The 19,252-nt window shown below is 70.1% G+C and carries 20 protein-coding genes; 9 read left to right on the top strand and 11 right to left on the bottom strand.

Annotated features, from left to right (window positions below; translation table 11 throughout):
• The 3 genes from VGZ23_06950 to VGZ23_06940 all read right to left on the bottom strand — a co-directional run.
• Positions 1–1,339, bottom strand: a 1,339-nt coding sequence (locus VGZ23_06950) for an NAD(P)(+) transhydrogenase (Re/Si-specific) subunit beta (GenBank protein ID HEV2357334.1), incomplete at its 3' end; no start/stop codon positions are given.
• 8 nt (positions 1,340–1,347) lie between these two features.
• The gene (locus tag VGZ23_06945) at positions 1,348–1,629 is read right to left on the bottom strand and encodes an NAD(P) transhydrogenase subunit alpha (protein HEV2357333.1); all 282 of its coding nucleotides are present in this window, start codon (positions 1,627–1,629) and stop codon (positions 1,348–1,350) included.
• Positions 1,629–2,873 (bottom strand): NAD(P) transhydrogenase subunit alpha, encoded by a 1,245-nt coding sequence (locus VGZ23_06940; GenBank protein ID HEV2357332.1) that lies wholly within the window; start codon positions 2,871–2,873, stop codon positions 1,629–1,631. The genes VGZ23_06945 and VGZ23_06940 overlap by 1 nt, the downstream gene beginning before the upstream one ends.
• Before the next feature lie 183 nt (positions 2,874–3,056).
• On the opposite strand from VGZ23_06940, the gene VGZ23_06935 reads away from it, so the two are divergent.
• Entirely contained in the window at positions 3,057–3,470 is a 414-nt protein-coding gene (locus VGZ23_06935; protein ID HEV2357331.1) for a PIN domain-containing protein, read from the top strand.
• 44 nt (positions 3,471–3,514) lie between these two features.
• On the opposite strand, the gene VGZ23_06930 is transcribed toward VGZ23_06935, so the two are convergent.
• The 5 genes from VGZ23_06930 to VGZ23_06910 form a co-directional block, all read right to left on the bottom strand.
• Complete coding sequence (locus tag VGZ23_06930; protein ID HEV2357330.1) at positions 3,515–4,855, bottom strand: hypothetical protein; 1,341 nt, start codon at positions 4,853–4,855, stop codon at positions 3,515–3,517.
• Positions 4,856–4,874: 19 nt separating this feature from the next.
• On the bottom strand, positions 4,875–6,263 hold the full coding sequence (locus VGZ23_06925) for an MBL fold metallo-hydrolase (GenBank protein HEV2357329.1): 1,389 nt from the start codon (positions 6,261–6,263) through the stop codon (positions 4,875–4,877).
• Positions 6,264–6,375: 112 nt separating this feature from the next.
• Positions 6,376–6,834: an Hsp20/alpha crystallin family protein gene (locus tag VGZ23_06920; GenBank protein HEV2357328.1), complete on the bottom strand. Its 459-nt coding sequence runs from the start codon at positions 6,832–6,834 to the stop codon at positions 6,376–6,378.
• Positions 6,835–6,974: 140 nt separating this feature from the next.
• Positions 6,975–7,934 (bottom strand): sugar kinase, encoded by a 960-nt coding sequence (locus VGZ23_06915; protein ID HEV2357327.1) that lies wholly within the window; start codon positions 7,932–7,934, stop codon positions 6,975–6,977.
• A gap of 37 nt (positions 7,935–7,971) precedes the next feature.
• A complete protein-coding gene (locus VGZ23_06910) occupies positions 7,972–8,220 on the bottom strand; it encodes a hypothetical protein (GenBank protein ID HEV2357326.1) in 249 nt (82 codons plus the stop codon).
• 173 nt (positions 8,221–8,393) lie between these two features.
• Between VGZ23_06910 and pfp the strand changes: the two genes are divergently transcribed.
• Positions 8,394–9,680, top strand: coding sequence for a diphosphate--fructose-6-phosphate 1-phosphotransferase (gene pfp / locus VGZ23_06905; GenBank protein ID HEV2357325.1), 1,287 nt, complete (start codon positions 8,394–8,396; stop codon positions 9,678–9,680).
• A gap of 59 nt (positions 9,681–9,739) precedes the next feature.
• Positions 9,740–10,786, top strand: coding sequence for a class I fructose-bisphosphate aldolase (locus tag VGZ23_06900; GenBank protein HEV2357324.1), 1,047 nt, complete (start codon positions 9,740–9,742; stop codon positions 10,784–10,786).
• 28 nt (positions 10,787–10,814) lie between these two features.
• On the opposite strand, the gene VGZ23_06895 is transcribed toward VGZ23_06900, so the two are convergent.
• On the bottom strand, positions 10,815–11,423 hold the full coding sequence (locus tag VGZ23_06895) for a CBS domain-containing protein (GenBank protein HEV2357323.1): 609 nt from the start codon (positions 11,421–11,423) through the stop codon (positions 10,815–10,817).
• A 173-nt stretch (positions 11,424–11,596) separates the two neighbouring features.
• On the opposite strand from VGZ23_06895, the gene VGZ23_06890 reads away from it, so the two are divergent.
• The 4 genes from VGZ23_06890 (at position 11,597) to VGZ23_06875 (ending at position 14,456) form a co-directional block, all read left to right on the top strand.
• Positions 11,597–12,121 (top strand): YbaK/EbsC family protein, encoded by a 525-nt coding sequence (locus tag VGZ23_06890; protein HEV2357322.1) that lies wholly within the window; start codon positions 11,597–11,599, stop codon positions 12,119–12,121.
• Between the two features lie 61 nt (positions 12,122–12,182).
• The gene (locus VGZ23_06885) at positions 12,183–12,821 is read left to right on the top strand and encodes a VC0807 family protein (GenBank protein HEV2357321.1); all 639 of its coding nucleotides are present in this window, start codon (positions 12,183–12,185) and stop codon (positions 12,819–12,821) included.
• Positions 12,822–12,892: 71 nt separating this feature from the next.
• A complete protein-coding gene (locus VGZ23_06880; protein ID HEV2357320.1) occupies positions 12,893–13,978 on the top strand; it encodes a hypothetical protein in 1,086 nt (361 codons plus the stop codon).
• A 193-nt stretch (positions 13,979–14,171) separates the two neighbouring features.
• Positions 14,172–14,456 (top strand): hypothetical protein, encoded by a 285-nt coding sequence (locus VGZ23_06875; protein ID HEV2357319.1) that lies wholly within the window; start codon positions 14,172–14,174, stop codon positions 14,454–14,456.
• Between the two features lie 38 nt (positions 14,457–14,494).
• Here VGZ23_06875 and VGZ23_06870 read toward each other — a convergent pair whose 3' ends face one another.
• Positions 14,495–16,288: a GAF domain-containing sensor histidine kinase gene (locus tag VGZ23_06870; GenBank protein HEV2357318.1), complete on the bottom strand. Its 1,794-nt coding sequence runs from the start codon at positions 16,286–16,288 to the stop codon at positions 14,495–14,497.
• Between the two features lie 451 nt (positions 16,289–16,739).
• Between VGZ23_06870 and VGZ23_06865 the strand changes: the two genes are divergently transcribed.
• Both VGZ23_06865 and VGZ23_06860 read left to right on the top strand, forming a co-directional pair.
• Positions 16,740–16,934, top strand: coding sequence for a hypothetical protein (locus tag VGZ23_06865; protein ID HEV2357317.1), 195 nt, complete (start codon positions 16,740–16,742; stop codon positions 16,932–16,934).
• 22 nt (positions 16,935–16,956) lie between these two features.
• The gene (locus VGZ23_06860) at positions 16,957–17,205 is read left to right on the top strand and encodes a hypothetical protein (GenBank protein HEV2357316.1); all 249 of its coding nucleotides are present in this window, start codon (positions 16,957–16,959) and stop codon (positions 17,203–17,205) included.
• A gap of 10 nt (positions 17,206–17,215) precedes the next feature.
• Here the strand turns inward: VGZ23_06860 and VGZ23_06855 are convergent, their stop codons facing one another.
• A complete protein-coding gene (locus VGZ23_06855; GenBank protein ID HEV2357315.1) occupies positions 17,216–19,060 on the bottom strand; it encodes a heavy metal translocating P-type ATPase in 1,845 nt (614 codons plus the stop codon).
• Positions 19,061–19,252: the final 192 nt, after the last annotated feature.

Genomic DNA, 19,252 nt, shown 5'->3' with positions numbered 1-19,252 from the left:
AAGCCTTGGCGTCCCCGAACAGCATGAGCGTCTTGTCGAGATAGTACAGCTCGTTCTCGATCCCCGCGAATCCCGGCCGCATGCTCCGCTTGACGACCATCACCACGCGGGCGCGGTCGACGTCGAGGATCGGCATCCCGTAGATCGGGCTCGTCCGATCGTGCCGCGCGGCGGGGTTCGTGATGTCGTTCGCTCCCACGACCAACGCCACGTCGGCCTGCGCGAGCTCCGTGTTCGCGTGCTCGAGGTCGAGCAACCGGTCGTACGGAATGTCGGCCTCCGCGAGCAGCACGTTCATGTGCCCGGGCATGCGCCCGGCCACCGGGTGGATCGCGAACGTGACGTCAACGCCGCGGTGCATCAGCGCATCGTACAGCTCGCGCACCTGATGCTGGGCCTGCGCGACCGCCATGCCGTATCCGGGCACGATGATCACCGACCGCGCCGCCGCGAGAATCGAGGCGGCTTCTTCCGGGGTCGCGCTCCGGACGGGCTTTTCGGGGGCCGCCCCGGCCGCCGTCGCCTGGACCTGGCCGAACGCGCCGAACAGGACATTGGCGAACGAGCGGTTCATCGCGCGGCACATGATGATCGAGAGAATGAAGCCGGAGGAACCGTCGAGGGCGCCGGCGATGATCAGCAACTGGTTCTTGAGGACGAAGCCCATCGCGGCGGCGGACAGCCCGGCGTACGAGTTGAGCAGGGAGATCACCGTGGGCATGTCGGCGCCGCCGATGGGAATGATCAGCAGCACGCCGAACACGAGCGCGAGCGCGATGATCACCGGAAACAGCATCGTAAGCCCGGGGCGCATCACGATGACGGCCGCCAGCCCGATCGTCACGCCCAGCAGCGACAGGTTCATGACGTTTTGGCCCCCGTAGGTGATCGGACGGCCGGGGAGCAGGTCCTGGAGCTTGCCGAACGCCATGAGGCTGCCGGTGAACGTGAGGCTGCCCAGCACGACCTCGACGGCGAGGGCCGTCATAGTGAACGTGCCGACGCGGGGCGCCTGGAGGTAGTATTCGCCGGTCCCGACCAGCGCCGCGGCGAGGGCGCCGAACGAGTGCGAGAGCGCCGTCCGCTGGGGAACCGCGGTCATCGGTATCCCGAGGCCCATCGGCGCGCCGCTGGCCGATCCCAGCACCATGGCCACGATGATCCACTGATAGCTGACCACGTGCGTGCGCAGCAACGTGCCTACGATCGCGAGCAGCATGCCGATTTCGCCCGCCAGCACCCCGTGACGGGCCGTCGCGGGTGCACTCAGCCACTTCAACGCCAGAATGAACAGCGCCGCGGCCAGGATATAAACCAGGGAGACGGCCGTGTCGAGCATCGTCCCGGCTACTTCCGCTTGAACATCCGGAGCATGCGGTCGGTGATCAGAAACCCGCCGACGACGTTGGTCATGGAGGCCGTGACGGCCAGGGTGCCGAGGATGGTACTGAGCGTGGTCCGCTGCTCGCCGGCCATCACCAGCGATCCGATCACCGCGATGGCCGAGATCGCGTTGGTGAGCGACATCAGCGGCGTGTGGAGGAGCGGCGAGACCCGGCGGATCACCTCGAAGCCGAGGAACGCGGCCAGGACGAACACGTAGAGCCCGGTCATCAGGTCGGTCGACATCAGGCGGTGCCTCCTTCGCGGGCGGGACCCGCCGCCGCGGTGCCCGCGGCCGTCGCGTCCGCCGCGTTCTGGCTCACGCCTGCGGGCAGCGGGGCGAGCTCCAGCGCCGCGCGGACCCTCGGCTGCACGACGTCGCCGTCCCGCGTCACCAGCGTCTCGCGGACGATCTCGTCGCCGGCGTCGAGGTGGAGGGCGCCGTCGTGGCTGAGGTAGAGCAGGAAGGCGGTCACCGTGCGGGCATACAGCTGGCTCGCGTGGGCCGGCACGGAGCCCGCCAGTTGCACGGGGGCGATGATGGTGACGCCGTGCGCGACGGTGGTCTCACCCGGACGGGCCAGCTCGCAATTCCCGCCGTGGTCGGCGGCGCCGTCGACGATCACCGACCCCGGCGCCATCCCCGCGACCATCTCGGCGGTCACGACCACCGGCGCCCGCCTGCCCGGGACGGCCGCGGTGGTGATGACGACGTCATGTTCCGCGACCGTCTGCGCCAGCAGCTCGCGCTGGCGCCGGTAGAACGCCTCGTCTTGCGCCCGCGCGTACCCGCCGCTGTCTTGGGCTTCCGACGTGTCGAGCGGCAGCTCGACGAAGCGCGCGCCCACGGACGTGACCTCCTCGCGCGCGGCCGGGCGGACGTCGTACGCGGACACGGTGGCCCCGAGGCGCCGCGCCGTCGCGATCGCCTGGAGGCCCATCACGCCGGCGCCGATGACGAAGACCCGGGTCGGGGTGATGGTGCCGGCGGCCGTGGTGAGCATCGGGAACATGCGCGGCAGCGCGGCGGCGGCCAGCAGCACGGCCTTGTAGCCGCTCACGGTCGCCATCGCGGAGAGCGCGTCCATGCTCTGCGCGCGGGTGATGCGCGGCATCAACTCCATCGCGAACGCCGTCGCGCCCGTGGCCGCGATCTCCCGCACCGTCTCCGGGGACGCGAGGGGGTCCATCAGGCCGATCAGGACCTGGCCGCGCCTGAGGCGCGCCAGGTCGCCCCGGCCGGCGTCGTTGGCGGCGCTGTAGCACAGAACCTGCACCACCGCGTCGGCCTCGGCGAACACATCCGCCCGCGCCGGCGCCATCCGGGCGCCGTGCTCGGCGTACCGGGCGTCGGAGTAACCTGCCCCCGTCCCCGCCCCTGCCTCCACAAGCACCTGATGGCCGGCCTTGGTGAGGATGGGAACGGTGCTGGGAATCACTGCAACGCGCTGTTCTCCGGTTCGCGTCTCCGTGCCGATGCCGATGATCATCCGGTCTCCGCTGTTCGTGCCCCGTGTTTCACCCTTTCCACCGTATCCGAGTGAGGCGACGCGGGCCATCCGACGACGGTCCGATTCCAGCATACGTCCGGGCGACCCTGCGAGGACACCGGCGGCACGGTCGAGGAGTTCCTGGCGCAGAAGGCCCAGGAGATCAGCCGGGAGCGTTAGGTCATGGCGGCCGTATTCGTGCTCGATTCCAGCGCCATTCTTGCCTTCCTATACGATGAACCGGGCCGCGATGCGGTCGAGGAGTTGCTGGCAGGTGCCGGCGATCAGACTGTTGTGCGTCTGCACCGGATCCATCTTGGGGAGGCCTACTATCTCTTTTATCGCAAGGGGGGTCAAAGGCTGGCCGACGAGATGCTCGACGACGTGCGGCGGCTCCCGATCGTCCTGGAAGACCGCATCTCGCCGGCGTTGATGCGTGAAGCCGGAAGGCTGAAGGCGTCGTATCGACTGTCATGCGCCGACGCATTCGCGGGGGGCCTCGCGAGAGTGCGACAGGGGAGGCTTGTCTCCGCAGATCGCCGGGAGTTCGGGCCGCTCGAGTCGGCCGGAGAGATTGCGGTTGGGTGGATACGTTGAATGCGCCGCGTGACCATGGCCTCATGCCGCCGGCGTCGACCGCGTCATGGGAGCCGAAGGCGGACGCCCGCGGTTCCGCGGTCGCCGGGCGTCGCGCGCGCCGGCGCGGCACCGCGTCCGACCGGGGCGACGGCGTGTTCAACCGGCTCCGACCGGTGCGCCGTTCGCCGGTCGAGGAGGAGATCCGCGATCTTCGGAATCGCCGCGCCGAGCAGCCGCAGGTGCCGCTGCGGGCCGAGGTCGATGGTCGCGACGAAATGGCCGGCGAGCCCGGGCACGCCGGCGCCGCCGTTCACGGGAAGGCCCAGGGCGCTCGCCTGCAACACGACTCCGTCGCCCGGGCCGTAGGACAGCACCGCATGGGGAAGGCGGCCGGCAATGCCGGACAGCGTACGCTCGCGGCTGCCGTATAGCGCGTAGACGCGGATCGCCTCGGGCAGCGGGTGCGTGTTGAGGGCCGCGAGCGTCGGGTTCTGACCGTCGGGCGGGACGCTCCACGGCGTCCGATCGTCGGGACGCCAGAACGGGAAGGTCGGCAGCAACTCACGCGCGGCGGGCGTGCGCGCCACGGTCGCGGCCGGGTACCACGCGTACAGGTAGGACGTGACCGACCCCTCATTGGGTGTGCCGGTCAGAATCAGCCGATCCACCAGGTGATCCCATCCGGACTCGAAGGCGATGTTCCACCGTGCCATCAATCCGCCGAGGCTGTAGGCGACGATGTTGATCCGCGCCGCGTATGACTCGCGAAGCACCACGTCGCGCACGTACGCCGCGAGCGCCGCGGCGGCGGTCCGCAGCGACAACGCGCGGGACCGATACGAGAACCAAAACAGGTCGGGCGCCGGCCCCGTCGCGGAGAACCCGCGCTGCTCGAGCCCCGAGATCACCGCCGGATCGGCGCTTCCCTCGAGGTCGTTCAGGTACCCCGGCACGATTACGGTCGGCAACCGTACGAGGGCGATCTGTTTGGCGGTGGCCGCCGCGGGTCCCTGGCGCGCGGTGACCTCGACCGCGATTTGTAAGTTTTCGTCGATGGGCGGCACGGGCGTGAACTCCGCCACGGACACGTCGCCGCCGACGCGAACCCGGCCCGCCGGCAGGTCGATGGAGGCGGGAATGCGCGGGGCGATCAGCGGGTGCGGCGGCCGCCGGATCGTCTGGCCGCCCACGGTGATCGTCCACTCGATGGTGGGCGGCGGTTCCGGTTGCAGGCCCGTGATCGTGAGTTCGGCCTCCACCCGGCCCGGCGCGCCCATCCGTGCCGGGGAAATGCGTAGACCGAGCGGCGGTTGCGCCTGTCCCGCCGTGCCGCGCACGGTTGCCGCCACCGCGACGCCGAGGAGCAGGGCGAGCGCGATTCTCGCCGGCTTCCGCCACCTCACCGGCCGGCGCACGTCGCCGCTACAGCTCGACACTCTGCCCTTCGGACGGCATCTCTACCCGGCCGTCCGCCGCGAGCCGCTCCGCGAAGGCGCGCATGACCTCTTCCTCGCCGTGCACGAGGAACGTGCGCTCCGGCGCCACGCGGCGGTGCCAGGCCAGGAGTTCGTCGCGGTCGGCGTGACCGGAGAACCCGTTGATCGTGTAGATGCGCGCCCGCACCGGGATCTCCTCGCCGAAGAGGTGCACCTGTTGCGCGCCGTCGATGATCTGCCGGGCGAGCGTGCCCCGGGCCGCGTACCCGACGAAGATGACGCTGGAGTCCTCGCGCGCGAGATTGTGCCGGAGGTGGTGGCGCACCCGTCCGGCGGTGGCCATGCCGGAGCCGGCCATGATCACCGCGCCGCCTCGAATGGCGTTCAGCGCCACGGAGTCCGCCTGGTCGCGGGTGAAGTGCAGCCCGGGGAGATGAAAAGGATCGCGGCCGGCACGGAGGAGCGCGCCGACGGGCGCCGTGTAGCACTCCGGGTGATGTTCAAAGATGGTCGTCGCCGAGATCGCCATCGGCGAGTCTAGGTAGACCGGCATTGACCGGGGCAGCTGCCCGCGGTCCACGCCGTCGCGCAGGAAGAACAGCAGCTCCTGGGCACGTTCCAGGGCAAACGTGGGGATGATGACGTTCCCGCCGCGGCGGAACGCGTCGGCGACCGCGGCGTAGAGCTCCGCGACGGACGCGTCCAGCGGCTTGTGCAGGCGATCGCCGTAGGTCGTTTCCATCACCGCCGCGTCGGCCTGCGGCGGCGCGACCGGCCCGCGGAGGAGCGGCCGCCCGGGGCCGCCCAGGTCCCCCGAGAACAGCACCGTGGTGCGGCGCCCTCCTTCCTCCAGGTCCAGGCGGATGCTGGCCGAGCCGAGAATGTGGCCGGCGTCGAGAAAGGTGGCGTGGATGCCGGCGGTCACCTCCAGGGCCTCGCCGTACTGCGCCCGGCGCCCGAAGTGCTGCAGGGTGTCGAGCGCGTCGCGCGGAGTGTACAGGGGCCGCGCCTCCACCTTCCCGCCGCGGCGCCGCTGCCGGCGGGCGCGGGACCGCGCCTCCTCCTCCTGCACGTGGGCCGCGTCTTGCATCACGACGTGGGCCAGCTCCCGCGTCGCCGCGGTCGCGATCACGTCGCCCCGGTATCCGCGGTCCACCAGGAGCGGCAGCCGGCCGCAGTGGTCCAGGTGCGCGTGGGTCAGGAGCACGCAGTCGATCTCGGCCGGCTCGAAGCCAAACGGCCGGGCGTTCTCCTCGTCGAGATCGCGGCCGCCCTGGTGCAGCCCGCAGTCGACCAACACGCGCCGGCCCGCGCACTCCACGAGGTGGCAGGAGCCCGTGACGCTGCGGTCCGCGCCGTGGAATGAGATCCTCATGGTGATAGTGTACGGCAGGCGTGCCGGATCACCCGCCGGGCGCCGAGAGCGAATGCGCAGGGACGGCGCCCTGCTCGGGCGCCGTCCCTGTGTGTCCTGAGACCGCGGTTCCTCAGGCCGCGGCCTGCACCTTCACCGGAACAGGCTTCACGTGCACGGCCTTCGGGATCTTCACTTCCAGCACGCCGTCCTTGTAGACTGCCTTGGCCTCCACGCCCTTCACCGTCGTGGGGAGCCTGAGGGTGCGGCTGTAGGCCCCGTACAACAGCTCACGATAGTAGTAGTTCCGTTCCTTTTGCTCCTCCTCGTGCTTCGTCTCGCCACGCAGGGTGACGGTGTCCTCGCTGACCGTAATCTCCACCTGCTTCGGATCGATGTTCGGCAGTTCGATCCGCACGATCACCTCGTTGTTGGTTTCAAACATCTCGACCGGCGGCTCCCACTCTTTGGGAGCGAGAGTCCGCCGCGGGGTGCGCATCAACAGCTCATCGAACACCCGGTCCATCGACCGGCGAAGGCCCAGGTCCTCAAACGGATCCCACCGGAATGGCTCCCAGCGAATGATGCTCATCTTCTGTCCCTCCCCTGCACCCATTGCCCTGTCGTTTGACGATGCGCGCCCCATCGCCATCTTTACCGTAGAGCGGCGATCCTAGGGCGTACATCGGATGCGGAACCGGAACGGGATCGGTGCGGGACCCGATAGGCCGTCTACCGGTGGAATGTCTCGGTCTGCCCGCCGACGACCGGCCCGACGTCGGCGAGGGTCGCGTGGCTGATGTCGCCGGGATACGTCTGCTTGAGCGCCGCCAACGCGGCGCCGTAGCGCAGCCCGTCGCGGACGTCTCCACGGCGATGCCCGTACAGGAACCCCGCGGCAAAGGCGTCACCGCGCCCGATCCGGTCCACGATCGTGGTGGGAAACGCCGGATGGCGGTAGACGCCGCTTCCGTCGTGCGCGAGCGCGCCGGCCGCGCCCAGGGTCAGGACCAGCGTCGTGCAACGAAACCGCTCCCGCAGGTCCGCGGCAATGACCTCCGGATCGCCCTCCGCGTCGAACACGCCGCGCGCGTCGCGCTCGTTGAGGAACACGGTGTCCACGCCCCGGAGCAGCGGCTCGATGACCGTGCGCGCGGCCGCGCGGGTCCAGAGCGCGGCCCGATAGTTGACGTCGAAGGAGATCCGGACCTCCCGCCGGCGCGCCTCTGCGATGGCGCGCTCGACGAGGGCCCGGGGGCGGCCGCCGAGGGCCGGCGTGATGCCGGTGAGATGCACCAGGCCGGCACCGTCCAGGACGCCCCATCCCACGGCGTCGGGATCGATCTCGGTAAACGCCGAGCCGGAGCGGTAATAGAAAACCTCCCCCGCCCGCGGCGGTGCTTCGGGTTGGAAGAAATTGAGGCCGACCGATCCCTCCGGCGCCCAGAGGACGCCGTCGACCTCGACGCCGAAGCCGCGGATCGTCCTGGCCACGCGCCGCCCCAGCGGGTTCGCCGGCAGGCGCGAGATCCACGCCGTCCTCACGTCGAGGCGCGCCAGTCCGGCGCAGACGTTGGCCTCCGCGCCGCCGACGTGGACCGCGTAGGTGGAGGCGGTTTCGAGCGTCTCCGCACCGGCGGGCGAGAGGCGGATGAGAGCTTCCCCGATTCCGACGACTTCGGCTGCACGCACGTTTGATCCCTGGGCGCCTCCGTGCAACGCCGGGTTCCTATCCCGAGCGCAACGCGCCGACCTTGCCCTGCAGAACCTTCATCGCGACCGCATATCCCGTGATGAGCCCGTGATAGAAGCCGCGGGTGTCCGGGGTGCTGATTTGCCGATACCGTTTGTCGGCCCGGCTGATCGCGCGGCGCAGCCGGCGGCCCGGCGTGCCGTCCGCGAATCCGTCGAGGAGGTCGAGGTTCTTATCGATCAACACCTTTACGGCCTCTGGTTGCCCGACGCTGAGGTGTCTCATCCGGTTGCCTCCCGCACGCGGCCGGCCGTGCCTTCCCCAGAGTCCACGCTATCCCGATGCCAGGGGGTCCCGCCATCAGGCGGCGGCCTGATTCCCCTATGCGTTCGCCCGCCCCTTGAGCGGCGGTGCGCCGTGTTGGAGAATCGGAGGTGAGGGGGATGCGGAGGCAACCAATGAAAACGCTGGCCATTGTCGTCGGGGGTGGTCCGTCACCGGGCATCAACGCGGTGATCGCCGCGGCGACGATCGAGGCGCGCAACCACGGATTGCACGTGGTGGGTGTGCAGGGCGGCTTCCGGCCGCTGGTCGCCGGGGACGTGAGCCGCGTCCGGCCCCTCGACATCCAGGACGTGTCGCGGATCCACTTCGAAGGCGGCTCGATTCTCGGCACATCCCGGGTGAACCCGGCCAAGACCGCCGACGACCTCCGGCGCGTCGTTGAGTCGCTCCGCCGCCTGGACGTCGCGTACCTCGTTACCATCGGCGGCGACGACACCGCGTTCGGAGCGGCCCGTATCGCGGCGGCGATGACCGGGCAGCTCGCCGCCGTGCATGTGCCCAAGACGATCGACAACGATCTGCCCCTCCCGCCGGGCATTCCCACGTTCGGGTTCACGACCGCGGTGAACCTCGGGAAGGACCTGGTGCACAACATCATGCGGGATGCGGCGACGACCGGACGGTGGTTCTTCGTCACGGTGATGGGCCGCCACGCGGGGCACCTGGCCCTGGGCGTGGCCGGTGCGGCCGGAGCCACACTTGCCGTCATCCCGGAGGAGTTCCGGCCGGAGGAATTCCCCGCGTCGCACCTGCCGCTGGATCGAGTCGCCGACATCCTCGAAGGGGCGATCATCAAGCGCCTGGCCGACGGCCGCGAGCACGGTGTGGCCCTCCTCGCCGAGGGGCTGCTGGAGATGCTGGATCCGGCGACGCTGGGGCCGGTGGAACGCGACAGTTACGGAAACCTGCAACTGGCCGACTTGGACCTCGGGCGCCTCCTCCGGGCCCGGGTCACGGCGGGCCTCGCGGCCCGGCATCTTCAGGTGCCGATCGTCGCGATCGACCTCGGCTACGAGCTGCGCTGCGCGCCGCCGGACGGGTTCGACATTCAATACTGCCGGGGCCTCGGCTACTCGGCCATTCGGTTCCTGCTGCAGGGCGGCAGTGCCGCGATGGTCACCGTCCAGGGCGACCGGCTCGTGCCCATCCCGTTCAGAGACATCATGGATCCGGCCACCGGCCGGATCCGGGTGCGCCGCGTAGACGTGGAGTCCGAGATGTACGGGGTCTACCTCTCGTACATGCTCCGGCTCCGGCCGGAGGACTTCGCCGATCCGGAGCGGGTGAAGACGCTGGCGGCGGCCGGCCGTCTCACCGAGGCGGAATTCGTGCGGCGCTTTCGCCCCGTGGCCGCCGCCGTACCTCGTGCGGCGGTGCCCGTTCCGCCGCACGGCGACTGATCGACGGCCGGGAGGGCTGACGGCGTCGCGGGAAACACAATCCAAGTGGGAGGTCGCAGATGAGCGTGAACGCGATGGTCGAGACCGCACGGGCCCTCACGGCGCCCGGCAAGGGGATCCTGGCCGCGGACGAGAGCCACGGCACAATCGGGACGCGGCTCGCCGCGGTGGGCGTCGAGAACACGCCGGAGAATCGCCGGCAGTACCGGCAGCTCCTGTTCCTGACGCCGGGGATCGCGGACGCGCTCAGCGGCGTGATCCTGTTTGATGAGACGGCCCGCCAGCGAGCCGACGACGGGACGCCGTTTCCCGAGATCCTGACGCGGCTCGGCATCGTGCCCGGCATCAAAGTCGACGCCGGCGCCAAGCGGCTGGCCGGTGCGCCCGGCGAACGCGTCACGGAGGGCCTCGACGGGCTCCGCGAGCGGCTGGCGGAGTACCGGACGCTCGGCGCCCGGTTTGCCAAATGGCGGGCCGTGATCGAAATCGGCGAGGGCCGGCCGAGCCGGTACTGTCTCGCCGCGAACGCCCACGCCCTCGCGCGGTACGCGGCGCTCTGCCAGGAAGCGGAGGTCCTCCCCATCGTCGAACCCGAGGTGCTGATGGACGGCGGCCACACGATTCAGCAGTGCTTCGATGCGACCGAGGCCGCGCTCGACCGCGTGTTCCACTCGTTGCGGGACCACCGGGTCGCGCTGGAGGCGGTGCTCCTCAAACCGAACATGGTGGTGTCCGGAGCGAAATCCCCGGAGCAGGCGGGCGTGGAGGAGGTGGCGGAGGCCACCGTGCGCTGCCTGCGGCGCACGGTACCCGCGGCCGTGCCGGGCGTGATGTTCCTCTCCGGCGGCCAAACCCCCGAACGCGCCACGCAGCACCTGAACGCTATGAACGCGATGCCGGGAACCCGCCCGTGGGTGCTGAGTTTTTCGTTCGCGCGCGCGCTACAGGGGCCGGTGCTGGAGACGTGGCGGGGGTCGGCGGACGCGGTGCAGGCGGCTCAGCAGGCGTTCCTCCATCGGGCGCGGTGCGCCTCGGCGGCGCGGGAAGGGCGGTACACGCCCGCAATGGAGCAGGCCGGCGCAGCGGCCGGTCGGGGGCGCCGCTAGCGCCGACGCCGTACGCCCCGCGGTGGGCTTAGACGCCGGCGGTCGTCTGGACGCTGATCTGCGACGGCTCGAATCCGGCGCTACGCAGCGAGCGCACGACATCGCGCGGATCCTCTTCGCCGGCGGTCAGCACTACCGACCATCCGTGCCGGTCGGCGTACGTGGCCAGGCCGGTGAGCGGTGCCTTTGCCCGCTCGAGCGCGTCGAGGACCGCGCGGACGCCGGTGGTCACGTCGGCGATCGGGATGACGAGGCGCGTGCCGGTCCGCCCCGCGCCCAGCAGCTCGAGAAACGAGTCGAAAATGTCGCTTTCGGTGATGATCCCGGCAAGCTGCCCGTGGTCGACCACCGGCAGCGCGCCGATTCCGAGCGTGCGCATCTTGGCGGCCGCCTCGACGATCGGGACGTCGGGGGCGGTCGTATATGGCGTCGCGGTCATGAGGTCCCGAACCGGCGTCGTCGCCTTGCCGCGCTCGTAGAGCGTCCGCTGCGTCACGATCCCGACCAGCACACCCCGTTCGTCGACGATCGGAAGCCGCCGGATCTTGTGCACGTACATGGTTTTGAGCGCCGCGCTGGTGTCCGTTTCAGGCTTCGCCGTGATTGCCGGGCTCGTCATCCGGTCGCGCACGAGCATCCCGATCACCCCGATTCCTGCTGGCTCGCTGTACCCACCCTTACAGTAGCGCCGGGGGCCAGGCCGGCGCCATGGGACCGAGGCCCGATCCTGAATCGGCTGCGTGATGGATAGGCCCGTCCGGACGAGCGGCGTTATGGTAAGGGCGGAAGACTCGGGGGAGGTGAGTCGGCATGACCGAGATCGAGTCCGGCAACTTTGCGACCTTCGGGGCACCGTGCCTGCGGCGTCTGCGGGAATATCTCGACATGGCCGGCGTGGCGTACGAGGTCTCGCGGCACGCGCCGCGGTACACCGCGCAGGAGCTCGCGCAGGTGGAGCACGTGCCGGGGAAGCTGATCGCCAAGGCGGTCCTGGTCATGGCGGATCAGCGTCTCGTGATGGTGGTCCTCCCGGGGACGTCGCGCATCAACGTGCCGTGGGTGCGCGCGGCGGCGGGCGCGAAGAGCGCGCGGCTGGCCACGGAAGCCGAGTTCCTGCGCGCGTTTCCGGACTGCGAGGCCGGCGCGATGCCGCCGTTCGGCAACCTGTACCACGTCCCCGTGCTGGTGGACCGGGGGTTGACCCGCGACCCGGTGATCATGTTCAACGCGGGTACGCACGACCTCCTGATCACGATGACCTACGCGGATTTCGAGCGGCTCGTGCAGCCCAAGATCGGGATTTTCGCGGTACAGCCGCAGGCCGCGGCATCGTGACGTAGGGCGGGGGAGGGACCGGCGCCGGGTGGGAGCGCGTCCGGCGTCCCCCGGGGCGTCTATGGCTGGCGAGCAGGATGCGTTGCCGCGCCGTCTTGTGCCGGGCATCGCGCGAAGCGTCGTCCTGAACACTGTCATCCCGATCCTGTTGTACCGCCTCACCAAGCGCTATCTCTCGCCGTCCGAGGTGGTCGCCCTCGGCGTCGCGGCGCTGTTCCCGCTTGGGGAGAGCGTCGTCCAGGTCGCCCGCAGCCGCACGCTCGATCCCATCGCGCTGATCGTGCTCGGGGGCGTGGCGGTCAGCATGATCGGCGTCGCGTTCGGAGGCAGCGCGAAACTGCTCTTGATCCGAGAGTCGCTGTTCACGGGGGCGCTCGGGATCGCCTGCTTCGTCTCCCTCGCGCTTCCCCGGCCGCTCATGTTCTACTTTGGCCGCTCCTTTACGACGGGCAACGACCCCGACAGAATCGCGACGTTCAACGCGGGCTGGCAGCGCCCGTATTTTCGGTACGTGAACCGGCTGATCACCGTGGTGTGGGGCGCGGCGTTCACCGCGGAGTTTGTGGTCCGGGTCACGATGGTCAACACACTGCCGGCGGCCGTCGTGCTCGCCGTTTCCCCGGTGATCACGGGCGGGGTCACGATCGCCACGATCTTGTGGACCTTCACCTACGTGCGGCGGGCGAAGGCGCGGGGATGAGCCCCGCGTAATCCCCGGCCGCGGCGGCCGGGGGGAGGAGCCGGCCGCCGCGCCCCGTACGAGGTATGTACGTGCGAGTTACGCCACCCCCGTACCACCTGATCCGCGCGTTGCTGCGCCGTGCGTTCCGGCGCCACCGACCGTCGTCGCTTTCGCTGACCGAGGTGGCCGGCGGTCTGACGTGGGCCTGCACCGACCTTGGAGCCTTCCCGCGGCCGCTGCCGCGCCTGGACGATCTCGAGGGCGTGGTCCTCATGGAGGATCGCGATCCGCAGTTCTTTCTCTCTTTTACCGGGTACGAAGCCCGGCGCGCCGCGGATCTCAACCGGCACGGGCCCCTGAGCGCGTGGACCACGCACGAGGACGTGCGTACTCTGGTCGGGGAGCTTCGCGGGCAGGGCATCAAGGTCGCGATCGGATTTTGGAACTACGGCGGCTGGCGGCTCCATCACCGGCCCCCGTGGGTGCGGGCGCATCCCGAACTCCGGCACATGGCGTTGAGCAGCCAGCTCTACCCGTTCGTCCGGCTGAGGTCCGAGGGGGTGACCTACGCCGAGTACATCGGCCGGCAGTACACGCGTCTTCGGGAGGCCTTCGGCTTCGACGGACTGATGCTGGGCGACGGTTTCTGCGGATTCAGCAGCATTTGGGATCCGGATCGCTACAACGATCGGGCCGGTACGACTCCCGAGTGGACGGTCTTCTACCGAACGGTCGCCCGGGCCGTCCACGGCGCGGGCGGCGTCCTGCTGGCTTACGATCAGATGGGCATGTCCGCCTCCGAGGCGCGGGGTCACGGGATCGATTACGGGGACCTTGCCGCCGCGGGCCTGGACGTCCTTGTCTACCAGTCGTATCCGCAGGCGTGGGCCGGCTTTTGGTTGGAGTCGTACCGGAGCCGGTTCGACCTCGCCGCCAACGTCCGGAACCTCGCGACGATTACCGCCGCGATCGCCGGCACGGGAACGCGGGTGCTCTATACCCTGGAGTTGGGCGACTCGGTCGAGCGGTGGTGGGCGGACCCGGGGCGTACCGTGGAACAGATGACCGCTCTCGATCCGCTGGCCGGCGGCCGATTCTTGGTGTGGGCCAACGATCTGGTCGCCCAGCTCGGCCGACCGGAGCTTCACCCGATTGGAAATAAGACCCGGGTCTGATGGCCGTCACATACCCAAACGCCTACGGGCCGTGCTGGTGTTCGTCGCCGTCATTGTGATTCTCTCACGGCGGGCCGAAGCGAACGAAAAGACGGAAGGCGCGCAACCGCCGGATGCCGAGCCGCAGGCCGTGAGACGCCGCGCTGCGTGATACAGGGTGAATGGAGGAGACCATTCCGGAGGGTTGGGCGCGATGAAATATTCCGTTCAAGGCGACGGCGCGAAGGTGACGATCACGGTTGAGGGCGTTGGATCGAAGCAGGCCGACCTGCTCAAAGAATTCACGGAGTGCGCGGAAGGGCGCTGCTCGTGCCCGACGACCCAGTACGAAAAGGTGGCGTCGATGCGGATCGCGCCCGGCAAGGATCGATTGAGCATCACGCTCACGGCGAAGGCGGGAGAGACTATCGAGCACGGTGACATCAACACCTGTCTCGAGCACACGACGCGGAAGGTGGCGGGCAGGCAGGGCCCCTGACCCCGGGCGCTCGCGCTCGCGGGGCGAGGCGCGGATCTTCAGGCGGGCGCGCCGGGCGCCGCCGTCGGAAGTTCCGCCACCACCTCGGTCCCGCGGCCTTCGCCTGACCAGATCTTGACGGTGCCCCCGATCAGCGCGGCGCGCTCTCGCATGCCACCGAGCCCCAGGCCGCCCCGTAGGGGGTCAAACGGGCGCTCACCGTCCGGCCGGAACCCCCGGCCGTTGTCCTGTACGCGCAGGCGCACGCCGTCGGGGATGAGGTCGAGCCCGAGTTCGACGCGCGTCGCCCCCGAGTGCTTGACGACGTTCCACATCGCTTCCTGCGCGATGCGGAACAGGGTGGTCTCGACGACCGTCTCGAGGCGCGTCTCTCCCACGTGGTTATGAAACTCAACCTCGATCCCGCGCGGCTCGAGCTGCTGGTGGGCGTACCAGCGCAACGCGGACGTGAGTCCGAGATCGTCCAAGACCGTGGGCCGCAGATCGTAGATCAACTTGCGGACCTCTTCCAGCGTCCCCTCCGCGAGGTCCTTGAGCCGGTCGAGCGCCTCGGCGATTTGAGGCACGCCCTCGGCGGCGGCGCGGGCGATGTCGAGGTTCACGATGAGCGCCGTGATCGACTGCCCGGTCTCGTCGTGCAGCTCCCGGGCGATCCGCCGGCGCTCGTCCTCCTGCGCCGTCAGCAGCCGCTTGATAAGCTCGCCCCGGCTGCGCTCCTTGACCGCCAGTTCTTCGAGGAGCTGCGCCTTCTCGATCGCGAGACCGACTTCACCTCCCACCGTAGCGAGGAGCGCCAGTTCGCGGTGGCCGAACAGCCGGCCGGCCGGCAGGACCAGATTCATCAGCCCGGCGATCCCCTTCGACGTGCGCAGCGGCACACTCGCGTGCTGGGCGGCGCTCCCGACGCCCTCCAGCCGCATGCAGTTGACGATGTTGACCGGCTCGGTCAACTGGTGACCGGCCAACAGGTCGAGACACCGGCACGTGCCCCGCATCGCTTCGCGCCCGTCGGCCTCGAGCGGGCGGGGCAGGTGATACGCCGCGGCCAGCTCGTACGCGTCCGTGCCCGGGCGGCGCAGAAAGACCCAGCCGGTGTGCAGCTGCAGGAGCTCGCCCGCGCGCTCAAGGACGTCCCCCAGCAGTTCGTGGACGCCGTTCGGCTGGTGGAGCGCGGTGCTGAGCTGGCTCAGGATGATGAGGCGGCGCGCCCGCTGCATCGACCGTAGCACGACCCCCGCGCCGAACACCAGGATGAAGAGTCCGCCCAGCAGTTCAGAGATGGTGGCGGCCTGCGCGGTCCACGGGGTCCATGCCCACGCAATGAAGTTCAGCCCCGCGATGATAAGGCCCCCGAAGATCAGCCGCGTTGCGAGGTCGTCCAGGATCTGCTCGGCGCGGCGGTAGCCTTCGGCGGCCAGCAGGAACGCGGCGCCTGCTGCCAGGCCCGCGATGTCGCGCGCGAGCGCCGCCTGGCCGGGATCGGCCGGGGCCGAGAGCAGCAACGCCGCGATCACCGCAACGAGCAGCGCCCCGAATCCTAAGGTCCCGACGACAACGATGCCGCGGGAGCGGGGGTCGCGGGACACCGACGCGGTCAGGAAAAACCCGGCGCCCGCAAGCAGCAGGGTTGTTCGCAGGAGCACCAGCGGCAACGGCGCCGCCGGCGCCAGCGCCCCGAGATCGACCACGGCGCGCGCCGCGAGCGCCGCCGCCCCCGCCACCCACCACAAGGCATACGCAGCGCGCAGTTCAACATAGTGCGCGACCAGCATCAGGGCAACGGCGAGGTGAAGTCCGATCGCGAGCGCGAGGATCGTCGTGAGTGCCTGCATGGCTTCGTGCTCCCTGCCGGGCTGTTCGGGCCCGCGCGACGCGGTCCCTCCGGGCGGGGCCGGCGGATCGGGTGCCGGGGGGGCCGGGAATACGACATCGATCCGATAGGCGCTGCGACGCGGGCGTGCTACGGTACAAAGTGGAGCGCATGCGGCGAGTCACCGAGTCAAACGCCGGCTCCGGGATACCGACGGTCGTCCATGTTCACTTCGGGGAGCGCGCCTCCTCGGAGGGCACCGGACGACAGTAGGGCCCGGGGTGCCGGCCGAAGACGGTGGGATGCCGCTCATCAAGTGCGCTCCTTTTGACGTTCGCGGCGAGACGGCGGGGCAGAATCGGGTCGAAGGATGAGCCGGAATCAGATAGCCGCCGGATAGGGCCGGCGGGCCGGGGATGCTAGGGTTGGTGAAAAGGCCGGCGCTCACAGCCGGGCCGCGGGAGGCTGGTTCAATGAAACAGGTGACGGCGTGCGATCGGTGCGGTCTGCGGACGGTGCGCCACGAACTGGAGCAGCGCGGCGTGGTCATGCACTTTTGCGACGAGTGCTACTGGGGTGAAGCCCAGGAGATCGCTCCCGCGGAGGTACCGGGAGCGCGGCCGGTAGAACCGGCGGCACCCCGCAGCGGCGGCCCGGTCACTCAGTAGAAGGCCCAGGTAGGGACGCGCCATGTGGCCGATATTATTTGGTTACGGTTGGATCTGGGGTGTGCTCGTCGCGGCGACGCTTCTGTGCTTCGTCGTCGGCGGGCTCGGATTTCTGTTTCTCGTGACCAGGAAGCCGTCCACGCGCGGATCCGACGACCTTAGCGAAGCGTGGCACCGGTATGAGGAAGGCGATCTGACGCGGTCCGAGTGGGAGCGCACCGCCGGGCGCCCTCAGACCCGGGGGAAGGTCGCCGGCGCCGGACACCCATGAGCGGGACCCGTCACACGGGCCGGGGGCGGTAAGTCAAGAGCCGCAGGCCGTTCAGCACGACCGCGACAGTGCTGCCCTCGTGGCCAACCACCCCGAACGCCAGCCTAAGGCCAATACCCAGCGTGAGCGCGATCAGGCCGGCAATGACGCAGGCGGCCACGAACAAGTTTTGCGCAACCACCTGACGCGTTCGCCGGCTGAGCTCGATCGCGTAGGGGAGCCGCGTTAGATCGTCCCCCATCAGCACGACGTCGGCCGTCTCCAGGGCCGCGTCCGTGCCGGCGGCCCCCATCGCAATACCCACGTGCGCGGCGGCGAGGGCCGGGGCATCGTTGACGCCGTCTCCAACGACGGCAACCGCGGCCGCCCCGGCGAGGCTCCGCACCGCGTCCGCCTTCTCCTCCGGCAGCAGCTCGGCCCGTACGTCGCGGATGCCGAGACGCGCCGCGACGGCGCCGGCCGCCCCGGCATGATCGCCGGTCAGCATCGTGATGCGCGTGATGCCAAGCGCCCGAAGCATGCGGAGCGCCGCGCCCGCCTGCGGCCGCGGCACGTCGGCGAGGGCGATGATGCCGCGGAGCTGGTCGTCGGCTACGTACATCAGCGTCCGGCCGTCCGCCTGGAGGCGCGCGATGTGCGCGCGCGCCGATTCCGGCACGGCGACGGCCTCTTCCCGCATAAACGCCGCGCTGCCCACGCGGACCACGGCCCCGCCGAGCCGGCCGCGCACGCCCCGGCCGGTCACGGACTCGAACGACTCCGGCTGCCCTAAGCTGATGCCGCGCTCGCGGCAGGCGCCCACCACGGCATCAGCGAGCGCGTGCTCGGACCGCTGCTCGAGGCCGGCCGCCATGGCCAGGACACGGTCCTCATCGCCGTCGATCGGGACGACATCGGTGACGACCGGACGTCCGGTCGTCAGCGTGCCCGTCTTGTCGAAGACCACCGTCTCGACGGCGGCCAGTTGTTCCAGGGACGCGCCGCCTTTGAAGAGGATGCCGCGCCGGGCCGCGTTCGCGATCGCCGACAGGATCGCGGCCGGCGTGGAAATGACGATGGCGCAGGGGGAGGCCACCACGAGCAGCGTCACCGACCGGTAGAGGGCGGTGCCGCCGCCGATACCCGCGGCCGCCATGACGGCGTAGGCGACCGCCGCTCCCGCGATGATGACGATCGCGTAGACCTGTCCAAACCGGTCGATCAGCCGCTGGGCCGGCACCTGAGCGGCCTGCGCCTGCAGGACGAGGGCGATGATGCGGGCCAGCGTCGTGTCTTCCGGGGCCTTGGTCACGCGAACTTCCAGTCCGCCGCGCTGGTTGATCGTGCCGGCAAAGACGGTGGATCCCGGGACCACGTCGGCGGGGATCGATTCTCCGGTAATCGGGGCCTGATCAATACTCGATTCCCCAGCGATCACGATGCCGTCGGCCGCCAGCCGTTCGGCCGGGCGGACGATGACCACATCTCCGATCCGCAGCGCGTCCGCCGGCACGGTCCGGGTCTCGCCGCCGCGGCGCACGAGGGCGACCGTGGGCCGCAGGGCGACGAGCGCGCGGATGGCGCGGCGGGTCCGTCCGATCGCGTAGAACTCCAACGCATTGCTGAGCGAAAACAGGAACAGCAGCACGCTGCCTTCGGCCCACGCGCCGAGCCAGGCGGCGGCGAGCGCGGCGACGAGCATGAGCACGTTGACGTCGATCCGGCCGCGCCGTATCGAGCCCCACGCCGCGACCGCGCTGCCCGTTCCTCCCGCGAGGTACGCGAGGGCGTAGAGTAGGACGCCGGCTTGGCCCCCGGCCAACCAGGCGGCGATCTGACTCGCCGCGCAGAGCAGCGGCTGCGCGGCGGGCAGCACCTGCGTCAGCGGGGAGGCGGCATCGGGTGGATGCCGCCGGGGACGTACGGAGACCGGGCGCCCGGGCGCAATTGAATGCGTCGCCATTGAGGTGTGTGAGAACCTCCTGCCGCAGCATATCGCAGCGAAGCTCCGGGGGCATCTGGCGGGCGCCTGATTCCAAATCAGGCCCGGGTCGGATGCCGTCCCGGG

It is taken from the genome of bacterium (assembly GCA_035945995.1).
Lineage (GTDB): Bacteria > Sysuimicrobiota > Sysuimicrobiia > Sysuimicrobiales > Segetimicrobiaceae > DASSJF01.
The sequence above is the reverse complement of the archived record's forward strand: the minus strand, read 5'-3'. Positions and strand labels throughout refer to the sequence as shown.

Bases quoted from the DNA above. Each gene is read 5' to 3' on its own strand.
- VGZ23_06945 (HEV2357333.1), bottom strand. From the start codon at position 1,629: ATGTCGACCGACCTGATGACCGGGCTCTACGTGTTCGTCCTGGCCGCG.
- VGZ23_06940 (HEV2357332.1), bottom strand. From the start codon at position 2,873: ATGATCATCGGCATCGGCACGGAGACGCGAACCGGAGAACAGCGCGTT.
- VGZ23_06935 (HEV2357331.1), top strand. From the start codon at position 3,057: ATGGCGGCCGTATTCGTGCTCGATTCCAGCGCCATTCTTGCCTTCCTA.
- VGZ23_06925 (HEV2357329.1), bottom strand. From the start codon at position 6,263: ATGAGGATCTCATTCCACGGCGCGGACCGCAGCGTCACGGGCTCCTGC.
- VGZ23_06920 (HEV2357328.1), bottom strand. From the start codon at position 6,834: ATGAGCATCATTCGCTGGGAGCCATTCCGGTGGGATCCGTTTGAGGAC.
- VGZ23_06910 (HEV2357326.1), bottom strand. From the start codon at position 8,220: ATGAGACACCTCAGCGTCGGGCAACCAGAGGCCGTAAAGGTGTTGATC.
- pfp (HEV2357325.1), top strand. From the start codon at position 8,394: ATGAAAACGCTGGCCATTGTCGTCGGGGGTGGTCCGTCACCGGGCATC.
- VGZ23_06900 (HEV2357324.1), top strand. From the start codon at position 9,740: ATGAGCGTGAACGCGATGGTCGAGACCGCACGGGCCCTCACGGCGCCC.
- VGZ23_06895 (HEV2357323.1), bottom strand. From the start codon at position 11,423: ATGCTCGTGCGCGACCGGATGACGAGCCCGGCAATCACGGCGAAGCCT.
- VGZ23_06890 (HEV2357322.1), top strand. From the start codon at position 11,597: ATGACCGAGATCGAGTCCGGCAACTTTGCGACCTTCGGGGCACCGTGC.
- VGZ23_06885 (HEV2357321.1), top strand. From the start codon at position 12,183: ATGGCTGGCGAGCAGGATGCGTTGCCGCGCCGTCTTGTGCCGGGCATC.
- VGZ23_06875 (HEV2357319.1), top strand. From the start codon at position 14,172: ATGAAATATTCCGTTCAAGGCGACGGCGCGAAGGTGACGATCACGGTT.
- VGZ23_06870 (HEV2357318.1), bottom strand. From the start codon at position 16,288: ATGCAGGCACTCACGACGATCCTCGCGCTCGCGATCGGACTTCACCTC.
- VGZ23_06865 (HEV2357317.1), top strand. From the start codon at position 16,740: ATGAAACAGGTGACGGCGTGCGATCGGTGCGGTCTGCGGACGGTGCGC.
- VGZ23_06860 (HEV2357316.1), top strand. From the start codon at position 16,957: ATGTGGCCGATATTATTTGGTTACGGTTGGATCTGGGGTGTGCTCGTC.